The sequence below is a fragment of the Bacillus sp. GW823-FHT06A10 genome (assembly GCF_058795375.1).
On record NZ_JBXAHT010000001.1, the window covers coordinates 2,082,824 to 2,105,975 of the forward strand.

28 protein-coding genes are annotated in these 23,152 nt (G+C 32.9%); 10 read left to right on the forward strand and 18 right to left on the reverse strand.

Annotation, left to right across the window (positions count from 1 at the left end):
• Positions 1–274: 274 nt before the first annotated feature.
• Together AC1Q8M_RS10595 and AC1Q8M_RS10600 are read right to left on the reverse strand one after the other, a co-directional pair.
• Complete coding sequence (locus AC1Q8M_RS10595; RefSeq protein WP_000638744.1) at positions 275–1,045, reverse strand: GNAT family N-acetyltransferase; 771 nt, start codon at positions 1,043–1,045, stop codon at positions 275–277.
• 256 nt (positions 1,046–1,301) lie between these two features.
• Positions 1,302–2,081, reverse strand: coding sequence for a BC_2878 family exosporium-associated protein (locus AC1Q8M_RS10600; RefSeq protein WP_071714224.1), 780 nt, complete (start codon positions 2,079–2,081; stop codon positions 1,302–1,304).
• A 252-nt stretch (positions 2,082–2,333) separates the two neighbouring features.
• Here AC1Q8M_RS10600 and AC1Q8M_RS10605 point away from each other — a divergent pair, with 252 nt between their 5' ends.
• Positions 2,334–2,654 carry a hypothetical protein gene (locus tag AC1Q8M_RS10605; protein ID WP_001062742.1) on the forward strand — a complete coding sequence of 107 codons (321 nt, stop codon included), beginning with the start codon at positions 2,334–2,336 and terminating at the stop codon, positions 2,652–2,654.
• 54 nt (positions 2,655–2,708) lie between these two features.
• Here AC1Q8M_RS10605 and AC1Q8M_RS10610 read toward each other — a convergent pair whose 3' ends face one another.
• The 5 genes from AC1Q8M_RS10610 to AC1Q8M_RS10630 all read right to left on the reverse strand — a co-directional run bounded on the left by AC1Q8M_RS10610 (position 2,709) and on the right by AC1Q8M_RS10630 (position 8,237).
• Positions 2,709–4,244 (reverse strand): MDR family MFS transporter, encoded by a 1,536-nt coding sequence (locus AC1Q8M_RS10610; protein ID WP_000229650.1) that lies wholly within the window; start codon positions 4,242–4,244, stop codon positions 2,709–2,711.
• 23 nt (positions 4,245–4,267) lie between these two features.
• Positions 4,268–4,975 (reverse strand): polymer-forming cytoskeletal protein, encoded by a 708-nt coding sequence (locus AC1Q8M_RS10615; protein ID WP_000401031.1) that lies wholly within the window; start codon positions 4,973–4,975, stop codon positions 4,268–4,270.
• 18 nt (positions 4,976–4,993) lie between these two features.
• Positions 4,994–5,704, reverse strand: coding sequence for a bactofilin family protein (locus AC1Q8M_RS10620; protein ID WP_001258371.1), 711 nt, complete (start codon positions 5,702–5,704; stop codon positions 4,994–4,996).
• A gap of 13 nt (positions 5,705–5,717) precedes the next feature.
• Positions 5,718–6,341, reverse strand: a complete 624-nt coding sequence (locus tag AC1Q8M_RS10625; protein ID WP_000102245.1) for a YhbD family protein — start codon at positions 6,339–6,341, stop codon at positions 5,718–5,720.
• A 159-nt stretch (positions 6,342–6,500) separates the two neighbouring features.
• Positions 6,501–8,237 (reverse strand): ABC transporter substrate-binding protein, encoded by a 1,737-nt coding sequence (locus tag AC1Q8M_RS10630; protein ID WP_061660912.1) that lies wholly within the window; start codon positions 8,235–8,237, stop codon positions 6,501–6,503.
• Positions 8,238–8,338: 101 nt separating this feature from the next.
• Between AC1Q8M_RS10630 and AC1Q8M_RS10635 the strand changes: the two genes are divergently transcribed.
• The gene (locus tag AC1Q8M_RS10635; protein WP_001108450.1) at positions 8,339–9,553 is read left to right on the forward strand and encodes an MDR family MFS transporter; all 1,215 of its coding nucleotides are present in this window, start codon (positions 8,339–8,341) and stop codon (positions 9,551–9,553) included.
• A 170-nt stretch (positions 9,554–9,723) separates the two neighbouring features.
• On the opposite strand, the gene AC1Q8M_RS10640 is transcribed toward AC1Q8M_RS10635, so the two are convergent.
• The 9 genes from AC1Q8M_RS10640 to AC1Q8M_RS10680 form a co-directional block, all read right to left on the reverse strand.
• Positions 9,724–10,395, reverse strand: coding sequence for a YjgB family protein (locus AC1Q8M_RS10640; RefSeq protein ID WP_141532433.1), 672 nt, complete (start codon positions 10,393–10,395; stop codon positions 9,724–9,726).
• Positions 10,396–10,418: 23 nt separating this feature from the next.
• A complete protein-coding gene (locus AC1Q8M_RS10645; RefSeq protein ID WP_029948217.1) occupies positions 10,419–11,273 on the reverse strand; it encodes an aminopeptidase in 855 nt (284 codons plus the stop codon).
• Positions 11,274–11,408: 135 nt separating this feature from the next.
• Positions 11,409–11,555, reverse strand: a complete 147-nt coding sequence (locus tag AC1Q8M_RS10650; RefSeq protein WP_000959551.1) for a hypothetical protein — start codon at positions 11,553–11,555, stop codon at positions 11,409–11,411.
• A 321-nt stretch (positions 11,556–11,876) separates the two neighbouring features.
• Positions 11,877–12,272 carry a hypothetical protein gene (locus AC1Q8M_RS10655; protein WP_025118014.1) on the reverse strand — a complete coding sequence of 132 codons (396 nt, stop codon included), beginning with the start codon at positions 12,270–12,272 and terminating at the stop codon, positions 11,877–11,879.
• Between the two features lie 77 nt (positions 12,273–12,349).
• The gene (locus AC1Q8M_RS10660; RefSeq protein ID WP_025118015.1) at positions 12,350–12,592 is read right to left on the reverse strand and encodes a GlsB/YeaQ/YmgE family stress response membrane protein; all 243 of its coding nucleotides are present in this window, start codon (positions 12,590–12,592) and stop codon (positions 12,350–12,352) included.
• A gap of 179 nt (positions 12,593–12,771) precedes the next feature.
• Positions 12,772–13,737 carry a nucleoside hydrolase gene (locus AC1Q8M_RS10665; protein ID WP_001223685.1) on the reverse strand — a complete coding sequence of 322 codons (966 nt, stop codon included), beginning with the start codon at positions 13,735–13,737 and terminating at the stop codon, positions 12,772–12,774.
• 77 nt (positions 13,738–13,814) lie between these two features.
• On the reverse strand, positions 13,815–14,003 hold the full coding sequence (locus AC1Q8M_RS10670) for a DUF3970 family protein (protein WP_000621885.1): 189 nt from the start codon (positions 14,001–14,003) through the stop codon (positions 13,815–13,817).
• A 69-nt stretch (positions 14,004–14,072) separates the two neighbouring features.
• Positions 14,073–14,858 carry a class I SAM-dependent methyltransferase gene (locus AC1Q8M_RS10675; RefSeq protein ID WP_098855439.1) on the reverse strand — a complete coding sequence of 262 codons (786 nt, stop codon included), beginning with the start codon at positions 14,856–14,858 and terminating at the stop codon, positions 14,073–14,075.
• Between the two features lie 197 nt (positions 14,859–15,055).
• Positions 15,056–15,424 carry a hypothetical protein gene (locus tag AC1Q8M_RS10680; RefSeq protein WP_000071476.1) on the reverse strand — a complete coding sequence of 123 codons (369 nt, stop codon included), beginning with the start codon at positions 15,422–15,424 and terminating at the stop codon, positions 15,056–15,058.
• 477 nt (positions 15,425–15,901) lie between these two features.
• Between AC1Q8M_RS10680 and AC1Q8M_RS10685 the strand changes: the two genes are divergently transcribed.
• From AC1Q8M_RS10685 to coaW, 8 genes are all read left to right on the forward strand, one after another.
• Positions 15,902–16,054, forward strand: coding sequence for a YqbF domain-containing protein (locus tag AC1Q8M_RS10685; protein ID WP_000291905.1), 153 nt, complete (start codon positions 15,902–15,904; stop codon positions 16,052–16,054).
• Between the two features lie 168 nt (positions 16,055–16,222).
• On the forward strand, positions 16,223–16,657 hold the full coding sequence (gene exsC / locus AC1Q8M_RS10690) for an exosporium protein ExsC (RefSeq protein ID WP_000148797.1): 435 nt from the start codon (positions 16,223–16,225) through the stop codon (positions 16,655–16,657).
• A gap of 294 nt (positions 16,658–16,951) precedes the next feature.
• Complete coding sequence (locus AC1Q8M_RS10695; RefSeq protein WP_000269261.1) at positions 16,952–18,154, forward strand: MFS transporter; 1,203 nt, start codon at positions 16,952–16,954, stop codon at positions 18,152–18,154.
• A 153-nt stretch (positions 18,155–18,307) separates the two neighbouring features.
• Positions 18,308–18,607: a hypothetical protein gene (locus AC1Q8M_RS10700; RefSeq protein WP_001279472.1), complete on the forward strand. Its 300-nt coding sequence runs from the start codon at positions 18,308–18,310 to the stop codon at positions 18,605–18,607.
• A gap of 169 nt (positions 18,608–18,776) precedes the next feature.
• Positions 18,777–19,139, forward strand: coding sequence for a hypothetical protein (locus AC1Q8M_RS10705; RefSeq protein WP_000757024.1), 363 nt, complete (start codon positions 18,777–18,779; stop codon positions 19,137–19,139).
• A 294-nt stretch (positions 19,140–19,433) separates the two neighbouring features.
• Positions 19,434–20,633 carry an LL-diaminopimelate aminotransferase gene (locus AC1Q8M_RS10710; protein WP_000222704.1) on the forward strand — a complete coding sequence of 400 codons (1,200 nt, stop codon included), beginning with the start codon at positions 19,434–19,436 and terminating at the stop codon, positions 20,631–20,633.
• Positions 20,634–20,689: 56 nt separating this feature from the next.
• A complete protein-coding gene (locus AC1Q8M_RS10715) occupies positions 20,690–21,088 on the forward strand; it encodes a 3-hydroxyacyl-ACP dehydratase FabZ family protein (protein WP_000547673.1) in 399 nt (132 codons plus the stop codon).
• A gap of 86 nt (positions 21,089–21,174) precedes the next feature.
• Complete coding sequence (coaW, locus tag AC1Q8M_RS10720) at positions 21,175–21,996, forward strand: type II pantothenate kinase (RefSeq protein WP_000442499.1); 822 nt, start codon at positions 21,175–21,177, stop codon at positions 21,994–21,996.
• Positions 21,997–22,010: 14 nt separating this feature from the next.
• Here the strand turns inward: coaW and AC1Q8M_RS10725 are convergent, their stop codons facing one another.
• Together AC1Q8M_RS10725 and AC1Q8M_RS10730 are read right to left on the reverse strand one after the other, a co-directional pair.
• Positions 22,011–22,520, reverse strand: a complete 510-nt coding sequence (locus AC1Q8M_RS10725; protein WP_001259198.1) for a 2'-5' RNA ligase family protein — start codon at positions 22,518–22,520, stop codon at positions 22,011–22,013.
• A gap of 117 nt (positions 22,521–22,637) precedes the next feature.
• Entirely contained in the window at positions 22,638–23,117 is a 480-nt protein-coding gene (locus AC1Q8M_RS10730; protein ID WP_098361029.1) for a CcdC family protein, read from the reverse strand.
• Between the last annotated feature and the right edge of the window lie 35 nt (positions 23,118–23,152).

Below are 23,152 nucleotides of genomic sequence, written 5' to 3' on the forward strand. Positions count from 1 at the left end.
TATCTCTCCTTTTATAAATGGCTGATTAAAACTTAATGTTCCGTCAATACTATAGGTAACATGATTGTATTTCTCCATTCTCCCTTGGAGAGGAGCAGTAAGCTTTTGCTAGCTGCTCCTTTATTTTTTCAAAAAGTCACATAAATATCTTTAATTCCAAACATTCAAAAGATAAAATGTGATAAGATTGTTATGAAGATATTTACCAACTAATAAATGCGCCCTAGACTTACGTACTAGGGCGCATTTATTTTTTAGTATGTAATTCCTTCACTCATCTATTATCCACAAAATAAGTATCATACGCTTTATCAAAAACATATCCTAACTTTTCTGCTAGGTTAGCAGATGTAGTATTCGCTGCGTCCCAGTTTGGATACTTTCCATTTTCTAAGCAATCCAATATAAGAGCTGCACTAACTACAGTTGCCAAACCTTTTCTTCTATGATTGTGATCAGTCGCAACTTCAATTTCAATTCCATCATTATAAATACTATACGAGGATGCACCGCATACAACTTCTCCGTTATATAAAATGCTATAACCTATACCACGGTTTATATAATCTTCTACCGACTGAAATTGACTTGTAAAATCTTCGGAGATCTTATGTAATGTAGGGCTATTTGCGATATGCTCATCTATTCTTTTTAACTCATATCCTTTTGGAAGTGTTGATATAAAAGATTGTAATTTTGAACGATTAAAAACTTCTGGATTTCGTTTGAATTTATAACGTAAAAACTTATCTATTTTTCTTTCATGGAATGTTTCTAGGCGTTGTTTCCACTCTTCACTATTTACGATAACTAAAATTCTTTCTGGAATATTACGTAATAACTCTTCTGTTTCTTGCACATTTGGGTCTCCAGCGTAAAATGTGAAAATTCCTACCGTAACTTGTGCTACTGTTGGATTTTCAAGATCATTTACCCAAGCAGTACCCATATGTCCTTGTAAATAAGAAAGTAAAACAACGTTATTGAAATCATCAAACATAGAAACTAGTTTTTTTCTTGTACGTATATTCGCTTCATATATCATTTACATTCCCGCCTTCTTTAAAATCAATCGTATTCTAAATATTTAAGATTCAATATATATAATTTTTAAATAAACCACTTACCATATAAGCAAACACCTATTAAACTAAAATTTTATATAATTATAAATTATTCACAAATATAAAATTATTATAACATCTAATAAAAAAAGAGTATCTCACTTTTTAAACTTTAGAATATACATCGTGTATGTATAAACCCTCAACATAATGTATGAGGATTTATCAAAAAATGCGTTATAACTCCTTCTTAGAAATAAAAGATTCCGTCTCACCATTCTTATATACCTTAGTCAATTTAACAACCGATTTGTACGTGTTATCGTCATCCTTTATCATTTTTTTCAGCTCTTCTATTTCGATATTACCAGTTCCACTCTCTACTTTTAAACAATTTGAAATGTTTAAGTATCCACTAGATGCGAAAAGAATAATGAATGTAATATCAGGAAAATTAATGAATAGTATTCCAAACTTCAAAGGGTTCGCAGCAGTATCCGATAAAACTAATCGAAAATCTAACAGTTCAGGTACTTGAACAAAATCCTTAGAAACAATTGCTTCACCTACGATTGCAACTTGCTTTACTATATTCCCAAGTTCATCTGTAAATTCAGTACATATAGGTGCATCAATTGTTTTCGCTTGTAAAGATAAATTTAATTCTGGATCATGAAAATCGAAAAAGATTGTGCTCCCCTCTGTTAAACATTGCGGGCACACATTTCCTAGCAAGCTAAAGTCCTCTTCAATATATTTAACTTTCGATTTGCAACTACAAACTTTTCCTATTCGAATTGCATCAATTTTTGAGCAATCTACAAATATAACCTCACTGTCTTCTTGTACAAATGATACAATCCCTTTCATCACATTAAACGAAAGAAAATAGGATACAACGATTTCGTTTCCTGCTATTACAATACTTTCAACTTTAGTATACGGTTCTAGACTTTGTAAAAATTCACATATACTATTTTGGCAACATCCACAATCACGTTTCGGCTCACAATCCACTTACACTCCATCCCTTCTTTATATAGAATAGCTAATACATATATATGAAAGGAAAACAAAAAAGCTTGGACAATATAACTTTAACGTAGGAATATCGTTACCTATTCATAATATTAGTAAGGGAATTACACCAATAATGAGTAATAACACATAATTTTTACTATAAATACATATAACAATTTCATCTTTCATGAAAAAAACGTTATAATGAAGTGTAGCCTCTACGATTACGTTATAAAGGAGATTAAAACAATGGCTAAAATTAAAGTATACCAAGTAAAAGAAGAAAATATGGAAGCAGTAAAAAACATCATTGATGTTGAGGAACAAAACCCAACTGCTGAAAACTTACAAAATCTATACGCATGTGTATTAGAAACTGAAGATATGGCATTGCCTGAATCATACATTGAAGAAGATATCTTAATTGATTCTATGGAAGTTATGGTTAACGCTTCTCAAAGCAAAGTAAGAGACTTAGGTGCATACGATGTAATCGAAGTTCAAAACAAAGGTAAGAAAACACAAATTTTATTACTTGCAGACGAAGAATACGAAATTATCGAAGGCTAATCTAACACCATACATATGAAAAAGCTCCTTTCCAATTGGAAAGGAGCTTTTTCATTACGCTTTTGATGTTTCGCTCTTTTTATTCTTTTGTTGTTTCTTAATTACCATGCGCTCATTTCCCATAAAGAAAATGAATATGAATGCTAATCCAGCTGGTACCAATGCCCACATGAACGTTTGAACAATTGAACTAGAAAGAGCATCAATAATCTTATCTAATATTTGCGGAGGGATTTGAGATCTTGCCGATTCTGATAAAATGGCTCTTGAATCCCCTAATGTGTTTGTATTCATTCCCCCGCTCATACCTTTAAATGCTTCTTCTAATTGATCTTGGAAACCTGTTCTTTGAATCATTCCGAAGATTGTAATACCAAGTGTCATACCTAATGAACGAATGAAATTACTCGTCGAAGTCGCAGATCCGCGCTGTTCCATACCGAAGTTGTGAATAGCTGCCATACTTAGTACAGAGAATGAGAAACCGACTCCAAATCCGATAATGATCATATACACTGTTAATAATGCACGACTTGTTTCTGGCGTTAATGTGCTTAATAAAAATAGTCCAATTAGCATAATAACCGCAGAAATGATCATAATGTTTCGGTAGCTAAGCTTTGTCGTTAAAAAACCACCTAACTGCGCTGTTACGACTGAGCCTAACATCATTGGTAAAAGTAATAATCCTGAGTTTGTTGCAGTGCCACCGTATACACCTTGAATAAATAATGGAATGTATACAGTTGCTGACATAAATGCAGCTCCGTAACATAAAGCAATAATTGTACTCATTCCGAACAAACGTTGTTTAAACATCTCAAATGAAATGATCGGTTCTTCTACTTTACGTTCAATAAAAATGAATGCAATAATTAAAATAACGAATCCACCAAATAAACTTAAAATAAAGTTAGAATCCCAATCATACTTTTGTCCGCCAAGTTCAAGCGCAAACATTAAAGAAACTACTGCACCAACTAAAGTAATTGCGCCAAACCAATCAATTTTTTGCTTTCTATGAACTCGTGACTCTTTATAAAAGAATGTAATAAAAATAAGTGCTAAAACGCCAAGCGGTAAGTTAATATAAAATACCCAGTGCCAGCTTATGTAATCTGTAATATACGCACCAAGCAACGGACCAAAAATACTCGATAAACCAAATACTGCTCCGAATAAACCACCCATTTTCCCGCGCTTTTCAGGAGGGAAAATATCAAAAACGATAGTAAACGCGATCGGCACTAATGCCCCGCCGCCAATACCTTGAATGGCACGATAAATCCCTAACTGTGTAATATTTTCAGCAGTACCACAAAGCGCCGAACCAATCATAAAGACGATTAAACCGAAAATAAAGAACCTCTTTCTACCATACATATCTGATAGTTTTCCGAATATCGGCATACCTGCCATTTCTGCGACCATATAGGCAGAAACGACCCATACAAAGTTTTCAAGGCCTCCTAAATCACCAACGATTGTTCCCATCGATGTTACGACAATGGTATTATCCATTGATGCCATTAAAATACCTAGCAATAAGCCCGCTACAACAAAGCCGAGCTTATTATTCTTTTCAACCATAACCTTGCTCTCCCTCGTACTACTTATATTTGTTTATGTTCCTTTACGACTGCATTACCTTTTTGATTAAAACTAGTATGATATTCTACAACACTAATTTCACATCCGGGACCAATTGTAACATTATTTCCCCTTACTACTTCAGCAATCGTATGCTCTAAATAAATCTCATCTCCTTCAATGATAGACGTTTGGAGGCTTCCAGCATGATTTGTAAATGGAATAAATCTCGCTTTTTTACGAACGGTAATCTTCTTACCGCCAATTTCTCTTACTTTGCTACCTTCATAACGAAGTGAAATTTCAATATTTTCAGCATTAAGTAATCCATCACTTTCAAGGCCACCAGTTAGTGACAGTTCTTCAACTTCAATATCTCCTTTTACATTTAAAGCGCCTTTCACATCTACGAAATCACCAGTTAATTTCCCCTTAACTTCTATCATACCTCGTACTTTTATTTTTTCAATATGAGCATCACTATGCATTTGTGTATTTCCGTATACTTTTACATATTCCGCATCTACATTTCCTTGTACTTCACTATCTCCATACACGACATAACTTTTCACTTTCATATTACCGCACACTTCACTCGTGCCGTACGTTTTAAATTCATTACAGCTCATGTCATTAGAAATCGTTCCTTCACCGCGAATCTTCACTTTATTATAATCTCCGCCTGCTGAACTACCAGAACCATTAACAGTAAGACTATGTTGATGTTCCATATCATTTTCTCCCTTCCATTAAATCTGCTTCATTTCTTTTACATTTGCGCTTTTATCAACAGTAAGAACACCCGTATATTCGATCAGTTCAATCTCACAGTTCGGTCCTACCGTAACATTATTTCCTCTTACCGTTCTTATGTGAGCATAATCAATATCGATATTGTCACCTTCTAATAGTTCAGCCTCTAATTGCATACCAAATACTGATTTAAACAGCCTACTAAAAGTACTTAGTCTATGTTTTACTTTAATCGTTTGACCACCAATTTCTTTCGCTCGACATGTACCGTGAATATTAATATTTATTTCATCAGCGCTTAGTAATCCACCAATTGTAAATTGTCCTTCTGAAGAAAACGTATCCACTTCACAATTACCATCAATTGTCGCTTGACCATTGACTTTAAATTCTTCACCAGTGACATTTCCACCTACCGTACCTTTTCCTGCAATTTTCAAACTGTTTGCCTTCACATCTTGCGTAATTGTTGCTTTTCCATCAATTCGCATCGTTTCAGCATGAACTGTACCGTCGATTTTACCTGATCCACTAATTCTTGCATTGCTACTTTTCAAATTTCCAGTAACGGCACCGTAACCGTTACATTCAAATTGGTCACATTCAACATTTCCATTCACAGTACCTTTTCCGTTTAGTTGCACTTTATGAAACTCGCCACCATTCGATGAACCGTAACCATTTATAATCAAATTATCTGTACGCATACTTTCTCCTCCACTACAACAATTTCGTTTTTAATGCTTCGGTATATTTCATAATCGCTTCGCGTAAAACGATTTTAGTGCCTTTTTCAAAAATTAAATCTTCCACGTTTGAAACTAATAAACATGTAGAAATCCCTAACTTTCGTACAATGATTAAATCACAATTTTTATGTTTAATTGCTTCATAATTTTCACGTAAAACTTGCAAGACCATTTTTCCTTCTTCTAAACTAATATCTCCCGATTGTAATAATTCTTCTAACATGTACACATAAAGAATATCTACAAATTGAAACTCTGCTGTTTTATTCGTTTGTTCTATGAAAAATTGTAAAACTGGTTCTGATGCAATCCCCTTACGTAAAATGTCTTCCTTTGTTAAAAGAATTTCTCTCACACTCGGTGAAAACATATTCGCTAGTTCATCAAGTGATAAATCCTCTTTCATCGTTTGGATTTTATCAATACGCTCTAATATCTTTTCTTTCGGAAAAAATGTCTCTTGACCCGTGAATGTTGACTTTCGTACAAACCAATCTTCCGGTATTAAATTTTTTCTTTTCCACCTATATAACTGTCCGTATGAAATGCCAGTTAGTTCTAATAAATCTTTTTTTGAAATCAAATCTGTACTCAACTGTATAACACTCCTTCCTGATAACAATGTAACATAACACTGTTACGCTGTAAATAGACTTTTATCACAAGTAGCGTAACAATGTGTAAAACAAACCTATTCCTACATACAAAAAAGACTCTTACACATCTTATGAAAATGCGCAAAAGCCCTTATATATCAAGATTTAAACCAAATATTATAAAAATCAATCCAACCTTGTGAATTAATCATTATATTTTGGACTTTTTCATGTGTACTTACCTCTTGTTTATTACGATACAAAGGAATAATATGAATTTGACGTAACAAAGTATCCTCAATATCGCGTAACAATGTAACTCTTTTCTCTAATTCTTCTTGTTTAAAATAAATAGACAACTTTTCATAAAAGTCAATGTTGCTTTGTCCATGAATAAAACTATTTTTTGTAAGAAACATATATAATAGACTATCTTCTATTCGTTCGCTTATTGTGGCACTATCATGCATCATATCAGCCTTTTGTATCGTACTTACTTCCAATAGCTCTTCTATATCAAGAAAATTATTTTCTACACGAATCCCGTACTTCGCACACTCTTTTTGTATCCATTGTGCATCTTCAACATGATCTCGTCCTGTAAATGTGTAGAGCTGTAGCACTTCATTATGATAAGTACTCCTTTTAATTAAACTTTCTACATCTTCCTCAATCTCTACAATGCTTTCACCTGCTAATATTAGTTTCTTTGCCACTTCTCCACGTTCTCCGCCGAGTTCTTGAACGATTGTATAACCATGAATGATTTTATATAACGCTTTCCGAAATAACTCATCTTGCATTGGTCCTTCTTTCGTAAGATTACATGTTATATATGTCACGTTCGACTCAAGCCGAGACAATTCTTTATTATGTTTTTCTTTATCTTTATACTGCGCCTTTACTAAAATATCGTATGTACTTACACCTTGTTCTACATTCCACAACTCAACACGATCTAAAAAAGGTCTTTCACGAAAATATAAAGGATGACCTTCTAAAATGAACAGATTTTCATTACTTTTATATAATTGAAAAGACCCTGTTCCAATTAGCTCTCCTGCTTCATCTTCACTCACGATAGAACACTGTTCTGCACTTATCATATGTAAAAACATTTTATTTTCCGTTTGTAATTGAATTTCGACAACGTAGTCATCCACTGAACGGATACTTTCAACGTGTTGTAACATCCATGCATGTGCATTATTTTCCAGATTCATAAATCGATTCAATGAGTATATAACATCATGTGCAGTAAGTTGTTTTCCATTATGAAAGTGAACTCCTTTTCGTAAATAAAACGTCCATATTTTTTCAGCGTCATTATATTCCCAGTGAAATGCAAGTCTTGGCTCTATAATGTTTGTATTACCGTCTACATACACGAGTGTGTCGAATATATGTTTTACCATATGACATTCTGAACGCATTGTAGCGTATACAGGATCTAATGTGATATCTAAATTCATTTGTACTTGCAACCGGAGTACATCTCTTCTCCCTTCAGATGTCATTTCAATCTTATGACCAAATATTGAATCTACCCAGCAGTGATATTCTCCCTTTACTGACGGAAAATGTGAGCTATAGCGTTCCACAAATATGCTTCCGCTTTTCACATCCCCTTTTTTCGTTATTTCTTTTCCTCTATCTAAAATTAAAGACATCGGGTGCTTTTGAAATATTAACTTGGAACGATTTCCCCTGCCGCGACCTGGAAACCACTTGATCCAATTTAACTCATCTAATTTTTTTATAATTAATTTACTATTACGCTCTGTACAAAATAATGTTTCAGATATATTTTGCACTGTTACTTCCAATCGTTCTCCCTCTTTTTTCCCTTTTCCATAAGCAATCCATAGTTCAATATATTGATCTAAAATAAACATCATAATCCCCCTAAAAGGTGAAAAATACTCCCTATTGTTTCTACCCTTTTTCCAATTCTTCTTTCATCTTATCATTTCAATATAGAAAGGAGGAATTAATATTGAATTATCTCTTACTTCGTTACAATAAACCTATTTTTATTAGACTGTGTGGTGAATTATTAACCCGAACGACTGAATCTATGCTAGCTATCATTATGATTATTTACGTTAATAAAATGTTAAACGGCAATGTAATAATAACTATGCTGATTTTCGGATTACAGCCACTTTCAGACATTTTATTTACACTTATTGCTGGAGGAATTACTGATAAATATGGCCGGAAAAAGATTATGTTACTCGGCTTATTGCTACAAAGTGTTGCAATCGGTAGTTTCGTTTTCGCTCAATCCGTTTTTATATTTGCACTGTTATATGTCATTAATGGCATTGGCCGTTCCTTATATATTCCGGCTCAACGTGCACAAATTGCTGATTTAACAAAAAAAGAGCAGCAAGCAGAAATTTTTGCTCTCCTACAAACGATGGGAGCAGTTGGATCCGTGATCGGCCCTTTAATCGGTGCAAGTTTTTATAATACTCACCCAGAATATTTATTTATCGTGCAAAGTGTAACCCTTACGATATATGCCGTTGTTGTTTGGACCCAGCTCCCAGAAACCGTTCCGACTATAAGTAAGACGAAACAAACAATTGAGGCAAGTTCACCAAAGCAATTTGTTTTTAAACATTACGCCATATTCGGTCTTATGTTTTCTACACTTCCTATTAGCTTTTTTTATGCACAAACTGAGACGAATTATCGTATTTTTGCAGAACATGTATTTCCTAATCTCGTATTCATACTCGCATTTATTTCAACATGCAAAGCCATTTTGGAAATCATTCTACAAATCTTCCTCGTAAAATGGTCTGAACGATTTTCTATGGCGAAAATCATCCTTATTTCTTACGCCTGCTATACGATAGCTGCAGTTGGCTTTAGTTATTCAACGACGATATTGTCGTTATTCTTCACCTTACTCTTTTTAGTCATTGGAGAAAGTATTGCTCTAAACCATTTATTGCGATTCGTTTCAGAAATTGCACCTCATGATAAACGTGGTTTATATTTTTCAATTTACGGTATACACTGGGATATATCTCGAACGTGTGGACCTGTTATTGGTGCAGTTTTATTAAGTAAATTAAATGGAAGTATGCTGTTTTATATTTGTGCTAGTTTCTTATTAATTGGAGGTATTGTTCAAGCACTGTTTGTTCAAAATTTAGAACGTAAAAAAATTATGAACCAGCCTACACATAATTTATAGGTTACTACTTTTTCAGTAGATCAATATTTCTTATTGGATGAATATTAAAAAACAAAAGTGAAGTATTTCGCATATGAAAGTATGTTTTATATGGCAGGAGACGTTCCTTATTTACAACTAAAAACACCTCACTTCAATAAAGTGAGGTGTTTTTGAAATCACTTAATTTCTTATCCTGCCATTTTATTAATACTATCCTCTGGTGAAAATACAGAAATATGATCTACCTTACCATTCGATTTTGGAATGACAAATTTCAGCTCATACTGGTTATTTACTTTGTATACATATATTTTATCTTCACCATTCTCTTTAACTGAAGATGGTTTTCCCAATGCTTTTTCAATTTCTTGTAATGTAATCAATTTTAGTTCTGCATGATATGAGCGTACATCAAAAACTTGTGACCCTTTATTAAATCCGAAAACAACATTTTTATTTGTAAAAGTTGCGTACATACCATTCCCTGTATATTCGGTTTTATTTGCTTGCCCCCACGCTTTTTCAATTTCTTCAATATCCCCTGTATGGGCTCCAAATGGCACATTAGGTACCTTTCCTTCTTTTGCTAGTTCAAACAAATCTTTAACGTGGTTAATTGATTTTTGATTAAGTGTTCTATTTTTCGAATCTGGCTCAGGTGATGGTTTTGTTGTTTTTTCATTACTTGGTTTTGCTTCAGGATTTTTCTGTTCTTCTGAAGAATTGCTTTGCTCATTTTTATTATTTTCCAAGGTTGGATTTGTTTCCTTTTTTTCGTCTGTCCCATTACATGCTGCTAGCGTAAACATACATGCTATAGCCAAAAACAACATAACTATTTTCAAATACCCTTTCATCATTTTCCCCCCCTATTGCATCTTATTCATTTCGATAACCAACCCATTACACTACTTTTCAAATTATGTTTGTTCCAAAAAGTCAGTGCTTCATTCTCTCCAAAGGCTTGTACAAAATATGTTACAAAAGCTGTTCCTAAAAAGTAACCAAGTCTGTTATATCCGAAGTAACTACCTCCTGATAAACGGAACCATTCTTTCTCTTTTTCATCTGTCCATCCTTCAACATAATCTTGTAAAAAACGTTTCTTTATTTTCTCTTCATTTTCTTTATAATATTGTAGCCATAGATCACCGTCACTATTATATGAGTAGTAAACAGACTCATTTAAATCTTTAACGATTTTTTTTGATAAATAAGTTGCAACACCTTCACGATACAAACTTACCGACGCATCGGTCCATTCAGCCCTAGTCCAATCCATTCCAGTATTTTGTAGCATAACATTATGATATATATGACCTATTTCGTGAGCAGCAATAACACGAAGATGATTCAAATCTGGAGATAATTTTTCTGCCGCAAAAAATATGTCTCCAATGATTTCCCTTTCTACAAATGCATTTGAACCAAATCCTCCAACGAATACATGGAATTTCATATTTACATCAAAGTTATATTTATTACGATATTCATTTGTTACCTCTTGAATAATGATTGGTAATGATTCTGCAATAATATGAATATCTTCTATTTTTGCGGGATATTGTTTAATGGCATTAGAAAGACGTTCTTTCGTTTTAGGACAATGATACTTAAAGTATTCTTCAAATATCTCTGAATGCGAAGTAAAGTAGCGATTAAGGAGTTCTAATTCTAAATCGTCACTTTCCCATAATTTCAAAAAACTTGGAATTATATTGTTAATCACTGTATTCATCTCCTTATTTAAACCTTCTCTTCTCAATGATAATATCCTCTATCTATAGCTGAAAATATGCCGTCACAACAGCTCCTTGAAACAGAAAAAAACCAGTAGGAAGTGATTACTCTTTTCCTACTGGTTGAAATGAAATTAAACGGTAAATCTTAGTTTCTTAAAAAATGTAGCGATAGTGCTTTTTACAGTTTCAAAATTATAAGCAAATGTATTATCTCCACTTAATGATGAAATACATGTTAAACCTGCAGCTTTAATAAAAGCTTTTACATCTACAAGCATAGAATTAGCCTCCATGAATTTAATTACAATCATTATAACAGGTGTTTTACGATACTAACATGAAAGTAATAAATAATCCTACTTAATAAATAAATTTCTATTATTAATTTATCCCGCTATTTGCCGGGCAGTAAGATCCCCACTTCGAAGCAAAGAAGTTAGATGGGGGTAAGGGCTGCCCGTAAAAGCCCGATTGGTAGGGCTAATAATCAGTGGGGATGAACCACCCACTGATTAAAGCTTCACTTTATTTAGCTCAAAGTACACCATTTCAATGTCATATAAAAAAGCTGCCCAAAAGGACAGCTTTAAATATGTATATTACACTTCGATTGACTTACCGTCTTCAACAATATGATAAAGTAAGTGAGCTAAATGATGAATTGGACCATATTCTTCCTCTTCCTCATCTGTTTCACCTTGGTATTCCAGATCATTTAAGTATAGTGCTAAAAATTGATAGTATAGTTTTAAATCAAATCCATAACACGCAGTTGGTTCTTCATGATCTCCTTCATATTGTAACATTAAGTATTGATCATTTCCTTCTGCATCTTCTGCATCAAAGAATACGAAGAAGCCAACGTTTGTATCTAAATCAAATAAATGACGAGTACCTTTTTCAGTTGCTTTATTGAAGTCCTCTTCACTTAATTTATGTACTGTTGTCGCTTTAGCATTATCTTCTTGATGGAAATTTACTGTGAATGTTTTCAATGCTGACACCTCCTGATTGTATAATACTAGCATAACATATAAAAAGGACTGCTTACAAATGTAAACAGTCCTTACATTCATTTTCGCATTGCTCGTAATAAGAAGCTTACGATGAAAATTAAAATGATCGCACCGATTAAAGCTGGAATAATTGCATATCCGCCAATGACTGGACCAAAACTACCAAGTAATTTCGAACCAACCCAAGAACCGATAATACCAGCAATAATATTACCAATTACACCACCTGGTACATCCCTTCCAGTAATTAAGCTTGCAAACCATCCTAATAAACCACCAACGATTAAAGACCAAATCATATAATAACCTCCTTTATATTTAACCAATCAAAATATAATTAGAAACAATTGCTTACCATTAGTTATGTGACATTTTTCATAAGTTATTCATACTGCTCAACTATAAGATTTTTGAGAATAATACACACCGATAAACTATTTTTCGAACTAACGATTTATCCGACTTTTTATTACACACATTAAGGACAATCTGGCTTCAATATTGTTCGCATAAACTCTTCTTTAAAAGCAGGATAGTTAAAACCAACAGCAATTCTTTGAATCGGCCGATCATCAAACCTTGTTGGTTCAGCTATTTTTCTAAAGTCTGCTACACTTTGGCCCCTAGTCACATCATTTGTCGTACTAATCCACACTGCCGATTTTTTATATTCGAAAATACTATCGTTTATAAACGAGACAAACGGTAGTAAATCGTGTATGGGACTTCCACCAATACCTGGATATTCTTTTTTATAAAAATTCTCATAATAAAAATCAATCATTGGTTTAATGAGTTTCGCCTGTCCAGTTCCTTGTTTATCTATTATATTGGCCATTTCAGGCGTAATAAGCGCACCCTGTGTTACATTTAACGGGTATATAGTAGCGTTTTTCGCATATTTCATAACAATATTTGCTGCAATTGGATCACCATAAAAATTCGCTTCAGATACTGGTGTAACATTACCTGGAAATAGGAAAGCGCCGCCCATTATATAATACGAACAAATACGATCCATTATATTTGGATACAATAAAAATAACGTAGCAAGCGTCGTTAGTCTTCCTGTCGCCACAATTATAATATCTTCTGGACAAGGTTCGATTAATTTGATTAATTCACAAAAATTTTCTCGTTTACAAATTCTCATTTCAGGTGGAATAATAGGACCTAAACCATGATCCCCATGGATTTCAGGGAAAAACAAAGGTTCTTCAGCTGTCATCGGCCTACTCGCACCTTCAATAATTTTCACTTGTGTAGCATAGTACCTTTCTAAAAAATAAACATTTTCCGTAACGATATCTCGTGATACATTCCCGTACTCTGCAACAATACCTAGAATATCTAATTTACATGTTTTATTTGCATAAATTAACGCTACGGCGTCATCAATACCAAAGTCTCCAAAAAAGATGATTTTCTTATTAACTATTCTCACCCCTCTTCAGCATAATCTACTATTATTATTATGTGAAAAAGACAAGGCGGTGAAACAGTGCAAACTAAAAAAGCCGCCTATTTATTGGCGACTTCAATCTTTTTATAAGACAAATATGCTAGTACATTTTTACTTGAATCGTATTTCGGGTTATTTCCTTTTCTTGGCTCTCTCATATGTGTCTTTTCAAATCCAGGAATGTCTGGCATTTTCCCCATAAATTCAAGCATTTCTTCCTCAGTACCTTCAATGCGTACACGAATCATAATAACTATTCCTCAATTCACAGTTTCTCTGTACTAAGTATATCGTACTTCAGAAAGACTGCAACACATTTATCTTTTTAATGTTGTACTTTTTTTACATATAAACATAGCCATTTCAGTATAGAACGAATCTACTTTATTATTTTTAAGTTGAATATTAAAATATTCCTTCATTTCGTTTGGTGCTTTCATCATACATTCTGTTAATTTTTCACGCTTTTGTACAGGGACATCCATCATATTACACCACCAGTCAAAATCAAACCTCTTATCAAAAGTAAGACATGACTGCATTTGCAAACCGTTTTTTTCTAATAAAGTAAGCCATTCTGTCTTTTTTAGAGCTCGTTCATGACTTGGGTCCCGCTTCTTTTCTATAAAATTATAAAATGTATCATATTCATTATTTTCTGGCGAAACATTATCTATTAAGATGAATAATCCATTATCCTCCAACGTACGATTTACTTCATAAATAAATTGAGCCGGATTCGTAAAATGATGGGCTGCAATCCGGCATGTAATTGTATCAAAAAAATGGTCTGCAAATGGTAAATTCTCTGCATTTCCTGCTACAAAAGATACATTTTCATGACCATTCTGCTTTATAAAAACTTTTGCTTTTTCTAACATCTGTTCTGTTAAATCAAGTGCAACTACTTCTTCAAACATAGGTGCTAACATATTTGCCACATGCCCGCCACCAGTAGCAACATCAAGAAGACGATTATTATGACGAGACTCAACTTGTTGAACTACATATTGTAAATCCAGTCCTTTAGCATGTATTTTACTATTTACATATTTATCTGCATTGCTGCCAAACTGTTTTTTCACAAGCTCTTCTTTACTCATATTATCATCTTCTTTCTATTGTTATTTACATATACGACTCATATAATTACTACAATTCTCTTAATGTATTTTCAAATCCTCTTTTCATCTCACTTCTTATCATATTTACCTTTCATTAAAATAATATAATTTTCCACTTTATTATTAAACAAAAAAAAGACTATGGGAACTTCCCCCCTAACCTGAATAAATATTTACTACATTTTTATTTCTTCGTATATATCTATATAATATAAATCCTCTTTCAACTTCATAATAACATCTACTTCGTTATAAGTAGCCTCACGAGCATGTAAACCAAATTGATCCATACCAATCCATATCCACCCAGGTGTAAGATATAAAACATCTATATTAAAATAATCTAACTTAGTAAGCTCGGCTGTAATAAATTTATCTTTATTAGCGATTTGTTTATCTATTAAACCGTATTCTTTCCCATTTTCAAATAGCGATATAAATTTCCCTACAATCGGATGTTCACGAACAATAAAATGATATTCTTTTTCCTCTATATTTACCACAATCAAACGAGAAACAGATAAATCAGGCCCTGAATTCGACATATTTGTTTATTCACCTCCTTATATAGGCTTCTTAAATATGATAACAAATGAATATTCAAATTAAATTAATATAATGTAAAAAATAAAAAAGCTGATTTCCCTTTAGAAATCAGCCTTTATAATTTGATCAACTTTATTCTTTTACAAATTATTATAATGTTTCTTTTTCCTCATCATTTCCAGAAACTAAATTTCCTATAGCATCCGCTGTTACTTCCACTACAAATTCACAAATACCAGCTACAACTTCTCCAATTATTTCATCCATCTTTTTACCCCCTTATTTTATGTAACCTATTTGCATTATAGAAGAAACTGGTAAATACAAACTATCGAAAAAGGTGACATAAACCTTACAGAATTGTAAGCTCTTTCATCCCTTTACTTATCCCCTTTGAAACTCCAAGTATTTTTAGCAGACATATAGGCCATCATAATATGAAGCAAGTAATAATCTAGTGTCAGGAGGCGTTTAATATGTATTACGTAAAATTAATTAAAGGTCAATCTTTCTACGCTTTTGATCATCGTTTCTTAGTGTCTGAAGAAGAAGAGGTTTCAGAGAAAATTTATAATTACTTACGACGTAATGAATTTTTTGAAGTACGTAAAGAAGAATATTCTGCTTAATTACAAAAAGCATTAAGAAAAATATCATCTTATTGTGATATATTCTTAATGCTTTTATGTGAATTTCTTCTTTTCAATAATTATTGTTGACTCTATTAAATAATCTAGTATTTGTCCAAACTAATTATTCACTATTTTCATATTCTAGTATATGAGGAGGTGAAGAATATGACTCATATCATTGATTACCAAGCTACTCAGCCTATAAGTAAAACTGGTGAAACAACTTTTGCAATCCCAGCTTCTCCAAATAAAGCAATTTTAGCAAATTTGAAATTGCGAATTTCAAGTAGAGATTCACGTAATAATCGAGTAGAATTAATCGCTACAATTGGTGTAGAAGGTATAACTGAGACTTCACAAGTTTTATTCCGAATTTTCCGTGATAATATTGAAATTTTTAATGCGCAAGTAGGTATTGAATCTACAGATTCTGAACAATTCTACGTACAAACATTTCAAGCTATAGATCAAAACGTTAGCAGTGGAACACACGAATATTCATTAACTGTAGAAAACCTTACTAGTGGTGCAAGCGCAGAAGTTGTTGGCCCACTATCTTTTAGCGCTTTAGCTATTGGACAAGAGCGTAAATGTTGCTAAGTGAATCTAATATTTAATTTTGTACTTGAGAAAAGCGAGGCGTAGTTATACGTTCTTGCTTTTTTATATGTACCCTTACTTTCTATTAGCTTTAATCATAAATTTTTTATGTTTTAATTCACTTATTTCATCAATTAACGCATCAAATTTTTGACAAATCAAAAAGATTGAAATCCAATTATGAAACACGTAATATAGACTCTGACTCTAAAAAAGTTCGTATAAAAATACTACATAAATAAGGAGGTTTTATATACGAGTTTTTCATTTTAAAAGACGGAGAGGTTTTATGTTATGTGGCGTAATAAAAACGTTTGGATTGTTTTAATTGGGGAGTTTATTGCAGGTCTAGGATTATGGCTTGGTATTCTTGGCAACCTTGAATTTATGCAAAAATATGTCCCTTCTGATTTCATGAAATCAGTTATATTATTTATCGGACTATTAGCCGGTGTTCTAGTTGGACCTATGGCTGGCCGTGTCATCGATCAGTATGAAAAGAAAAAAGTTCTTCTTTACGCTGGGTTTGGTCGAGTTTTAAGTGTTATTTTCATGTTTTTTGCTATTCAATTTGAAAGTATCGCATTTATGATTGCATTTATGGTTGCTCTTCAAATTTCAGCAGCATTTTATTTCCCTGCATTACAATCTGTAATTCCACTCATCGTACGTGAGCATGAGTTATTACAAATGAATGGTGTACATATGAATGTTGGTACAATCGCTCGTATTGCAGGTACTTCACTAGGTGGAATTCTTTTAGTTGTGATGAGTTTACAGTACATGTATGCCTTCTCAATGGCAGCATACGCCTTATTATTCCTCTCGACTTTCTTCCTACAATTCGAAGACAAGAAATCAACAACACCAAGTAAACAAGCTGCAAAAGATAATAGCTTTATGGAAGTATTTCGTATTTTAAAAGGAATTCCTATTGCTTTTACAGCACTTATATTAAGTATTATCCCTCTATTATTTATAGCTGGGTTTAATTTAATGGTTATTAACATTAGCGAAATGCAACATGATCCTACGATTAAAGGGTTCATATATACAATTGAAGGTGTCGCATTTATGTTAGGTGCCTTCGTAATTAAACGTCTATCTGATCATTTCAAACCTGAAAAATTACTATATTTCTTCGCAGTTTGTACTGCTTTTGCACACCTTTCATTGTTCTTTAGCGATATAAAATGGATGGCTCTTACATCATTTGGTTTGTTTGGGTTTAGCGTTGGCTGCTTCTTCCCTATTATGTCGACAATTTTCCAAACGAAAGTTGAAAAAAGTTATCACGGTCGCCTCTTCTCATTCCGTAATATGTTTGAGAGGGTTATGTTCCAAATCGTCTTACTTGGCACAGGGTTCTTCTTAGATACAATTGGGTTACAATATATGGTTCTCATCTTCGGAGTCGTTTCATTATTGATTATTTCTATTTCCCTTTCTAAGCAGAAACATTATGAAAAACAGCATTCGCAATCTGCGAATTTATAAAATAAACAAAGAAGTATGGATATAATATTGAATCCATACTTCTTTGTTTTATAATACGCCTATTTATTACGTTTATTGAAATTATCTAAAGGAGTAGCCCTCTTTTATTTCGAATAGATTATAAAGAGTACTCTTTATAAAAGGAGTGGTAAAATGTCTGATGGCATCCAAGTATTTATTGTCCTGCTCTTTGCAATTGCTCTGTTTAGCATCCTAAACTTTTTAGCCATTTCCTTATCTGGACATAGTTTTAAAAAAAGAATCGTGGCAGGTTTCATATTTTTACTACTGACTCCCATTATCTTTTTGACTATCGCAACATTTGCTTCTATATTCGATAAAGCAGGATTTGGCGCAGGTACGTTAGCCTTTATGATCGCAAGCGTATATATAATAAATGGAATAGTGCTTCTGCTTTCCTCTTTATATATCCTCAAAAAAGACATAACATAGGCTATAGTACTAGCATGAATCTGACTTTACACTAGATTCATGCTTATTTAATTTCTCCTAAATTTTTATATGAAATTAAATAATTCTTTAAAAAAATTTAAACTTTATTTATTATAATATCCCTATCGTATTCGCACGTTTATTCAAATTTAAAAGAAAGGAGCACAAAATGAAAAAGGTTCTACTTACAATTCCTATACTAATCATCCTACTTAGTGGATGCAGCAATAACGATATATACGGTTCTTGGGAAGTCGTTGACAATAAAAATGGTGAATGCCCTGTATATTATAAATTTGAAACAGTTGTCAAAAAAGAAAATAAAGAGGAAATTGTGCAAAATTTAGTAGAAATGCAAACCACAAAGAATAAAGACGATTTATATAAAGGCTCATTTGTCAAAAATTCTAATGTATATCACATTGATTATGGTAATTCATTTACATCAGAGCAAACTTTAAAAGTTGCCGACGGTACATTAAATGTATACTTTTTGACAGCTGAAAAATTATGCACGTATAAAAAGAAATGATTACATTTCAGAGGAAACGCAGAAAATATTTTCTGCGTTATTTCACTTTAGAAATCTTCCACAAATACTTAATAAAAACTATAAAATAACTTAAGTTATATAAAATGAATCCTATAATAGACATTTCAATTAACACGTCTACGCTATTTACATCGATACTTTTCAAAATAGGCTAATCCTTCCTCTAAATTTGTCAATCGTTTTAATTTTCATAAAAAAATGATAAAATATAAACATGTGTTTTCAGAATAATTAAAAACGCAGAATGAAAGCACTGTTTTAGGAGGGGTTTTGATGACTTACACGTTAGCAACTAGAATGAAAGCATTCCAATCTTCTATATTTAGTGAATTAGGAGCCTATAAAAAAGAAAAAATTGCAGCAGGTCATAACATGATTGATTTGAGCATCGGAAATCCTGATATGCCGCCCGCTGATTTTGTAAGAGAAACAATGGTACATACAGCGAGTGAGAAAGAGAGCTACGGGTATACATTATCAGGTATTCAAGAATTTCACGAAGCTGTAACTGAATATTACAACAACACTCATAACGTTTTATTAAATGCGGATAAAGAAGTTTTATTATTAATGGGTTCACAAGACGGGCTCGTTCATTTACCTATGGTTTATGCAAATCCAGGTGATATTATATTAGTTCCTGATCCAGGATATACAGCTTATGAAACAGGTATTCAAATGGCTGGTGCAACATCTTACTACATGCCTTTAAAGAAAGAGAATGATTTCTTACCAGACTTAGGAGTCATCCCTGAAGAAATTGCCGATCAAGCGAAGATGATGATTTTAAACTTCCCAGGGAATCCCGTTCCAGCAATGGCTCATGAAGATTTCTTTAAAGAAGTAATCGCATTCGCGAAAAAGCATAATATTATCGTTGTCCATGATTTTGCTTATGCTGAATTTTATTTCGATGGTAATAAGCCAATTAGCTTCCTCTCTGTACATGGTGCTAAAGAAGTTGGTGTAGAAATCAATTCTTTGTCAAAAAGTTATAGTTTAGCAGGTAGCCGTATTGGATATATGATTGGAAACGAAGAAATTGTTCGTGCACTTACTCAATTTAAATCTAATACCGATTACGGTGTATTTTTACCAATTCAAAAAGCGGCATCTGCAGCACTAAGAAATGGCGCTGTATTTTGTGAGAAAAACCGCGATATTTATCAAGAACGGAGAGATACTTTAGTCGATGGATTCCGAACATTTGGCTGGAATGTCGATAAGCCAGCTGGTAGTATGTTTGTCTGGGCTGAAATTCCACAAGGATGGACTTCTCTAGACTTCGCTTATGCATTAATGGATCGTGCGAATGTCGTTGTTACACCTGGTCATGCATTTGGACCTCACGGAGAAGGCTTCGTACGTATTGCACTCGTTCAAGATAAAGAAGTGTTGCAACAAGTTGTTGAAAACATTAGAAATAGCGGCATTTTCACTCTTGAAAAAGTAAATGAATTAGTTAAAAATTAGTTCCCACTCCCCTGCTTAAATTTAGCAGGGGTATTATTAATTGGAGGTACTTTCATATGCATATTAAAGACACTCTTCCCCATCGTTATCCATTTTTAATGACTGATAAAGTAACAAATGTAAAACAAGGTGAATCCGTTACAGGATATAAACTCATTACAAATAACGAATGGTTTATAAATGATAATCAAAAACATATGCCTCATATGTTAATTGTAGAAGCACTTGCTCAGCTTAGTGCATTTGTACATACAAGTGATTCTGAAGGACTAGGATTCCTCTCCTCTTTAGATGGAGTTGAATTCCAAGGAAAAGCATATCCCGGTGATAAACTTGATTTACATTATGAACTAACGCGCAATCGCCGAGGTTTTGTTCTTGGTAAAGGTATTGCAACTGTAAACGACCAGCCTATTGTAACTATAGAAAAACTATTAATATATCAAGCAGATTAAATTGTTCCTTATATCAGTTGGGAATATCTATTCTCAACCAATTAAAAATAAATAGGAAAACATATTACGTAGTTAGGAGCAGAAAAATGGAACGCACTATCGGTATCGATGCTGGAGGCACATTAACGAAAATAGCTTATTTTAACGAAAAAAGGCTATTAACTTTTGAAAAATTTTATTCGCATGAACAACATAAAATAATAGATTGGATTAAAAACAACAATGGCATAAAACAAATATGTATTACGGGTGGTAAATCGAAACTATTACAGCAACTGCTTACAGGTTCATATAAAATAATAGAGCTAAACGAATTTGAAGCTACTCTTGCAGGTGTCCAATACATATTAAAAGAAGAAAAACATGCTATACGCAATTTTATTTTAACCAATATCGGTACAGGTACTTCTATCCATTACGTTTATAATGAACAATATATTCGCGCTGGTGGAACCGGAGTTGGCGGTGGGACTATTATGGGACTTTCAAAATTGTTAACAAATATAGATCATTTTGAAGATGTAATCCCTCTAACAAAAGTAGGATCTAGAAAAGAACTAGATATTACGGTTGGAGATATTTATGGTGGTATTCTTTCCCCTATCGATAATAACTTAACTGCTAGTAACTTCGGAAAAGCAGCCATTACAGAATCAAATAATAGTAGCTCCGATATACTAGCTACTGTACAAGGACTTGTCGGTGAAGTCGTTACTGCATTAAGCCTTCAATTCGCTGAAACAAAAAACATTGAACATATTATTTATATTGGTTCGACTTTATGTAATAACGTACAACTTCAACATATTATTAGTAGCTACACCGAATATCAAAATAAAACACCAATCTTTTTACAAGATGGTGGTAATAGCGGTGCAATTGGTGCATTACTTCATGCTACGAAATAAAAAGCTGACTTTTGTCAGCTTTTTAGAAATGGCACTTCAAATTCAATAATTGATTCCCCGTTCTCTCCAATTCGCTCCACGCTTATTCTATCAATCACACAATTTAACTTCCCATGAAAACTAGGAATCTCCTTCACTACTTCAGCAGCTAACGCGACACTTTCTTTTCTTCCAACTGTTACATGCGGGATGTACGGAATGTCTTCTTTCAAAAATTGTAATAAAGGTCCTGTATATAGAATATTATGTAGTTCCTCTATTTGTTCTTTCCCCTTTTCAACTCGTAAAAACAAATATTCTCTTTCACTTGTAATTTGATTCTTAAATTCAATTTCTATATTCTGTATCGGTTTTGATACATTTATAATATGTAATTTCAGCTCATCATTTGAAATCGAACTTTCAAATGGGAATACAATTGTAATATGCGGTGGAATTAATCCAAATAAAGGATCATGTTTTTGCCTAATGTCCTCGATTTCGCTAATGAACATGTTGTTTAGAAAAAGTAAAATTGTACGCATTTTTATCCCCTCAACTTTTCCTCATTATAATATGTATCATATTCTATGACAGCCTGCCCTTCAACAACTTGTTTTGCTTACCTGTAAAAATAAAAAAACTTCTCAAATGAGAAGTTTTCATATAGCATGATTATTATTTTCCAGCCAAACTTTCCTAAACTTTATATAACAGGCAATTCTCCAAGGAAAAATATACGATACTGCAACAACGTAAAATAATAAACCAATCGTTTGTTGATCTAAATCAATGATAAATTGTCTTGAACCATATCTTAAAAAGACAAGTGCAATAAAAGTAATTAAAAAAGCTGCACTTTTTTTCGTATAAATATTCCCATCATCTCTTCGTTCATAATTTGTTAATACTATAAGCGGTACAGCAAAAAGTACACCAATGAATACCGCTATAATTACTTGTAATATAGCTGGATGTACGGGACCTAAAAACCATACAATACCTGGTGTTAAAAATAGTAATGGCCATAAAATACGTTTTCCCGATCCCTTTATTGGCTTATGCATGGAGCGATAACGACGCCAAAATATTAGTAGTGCAATGCATAAAAAGACGGTTATTAGTGAGGACGTGTCTCCCATATATTTTCCTTCTCCCTAAAAGAATAATCTATCAC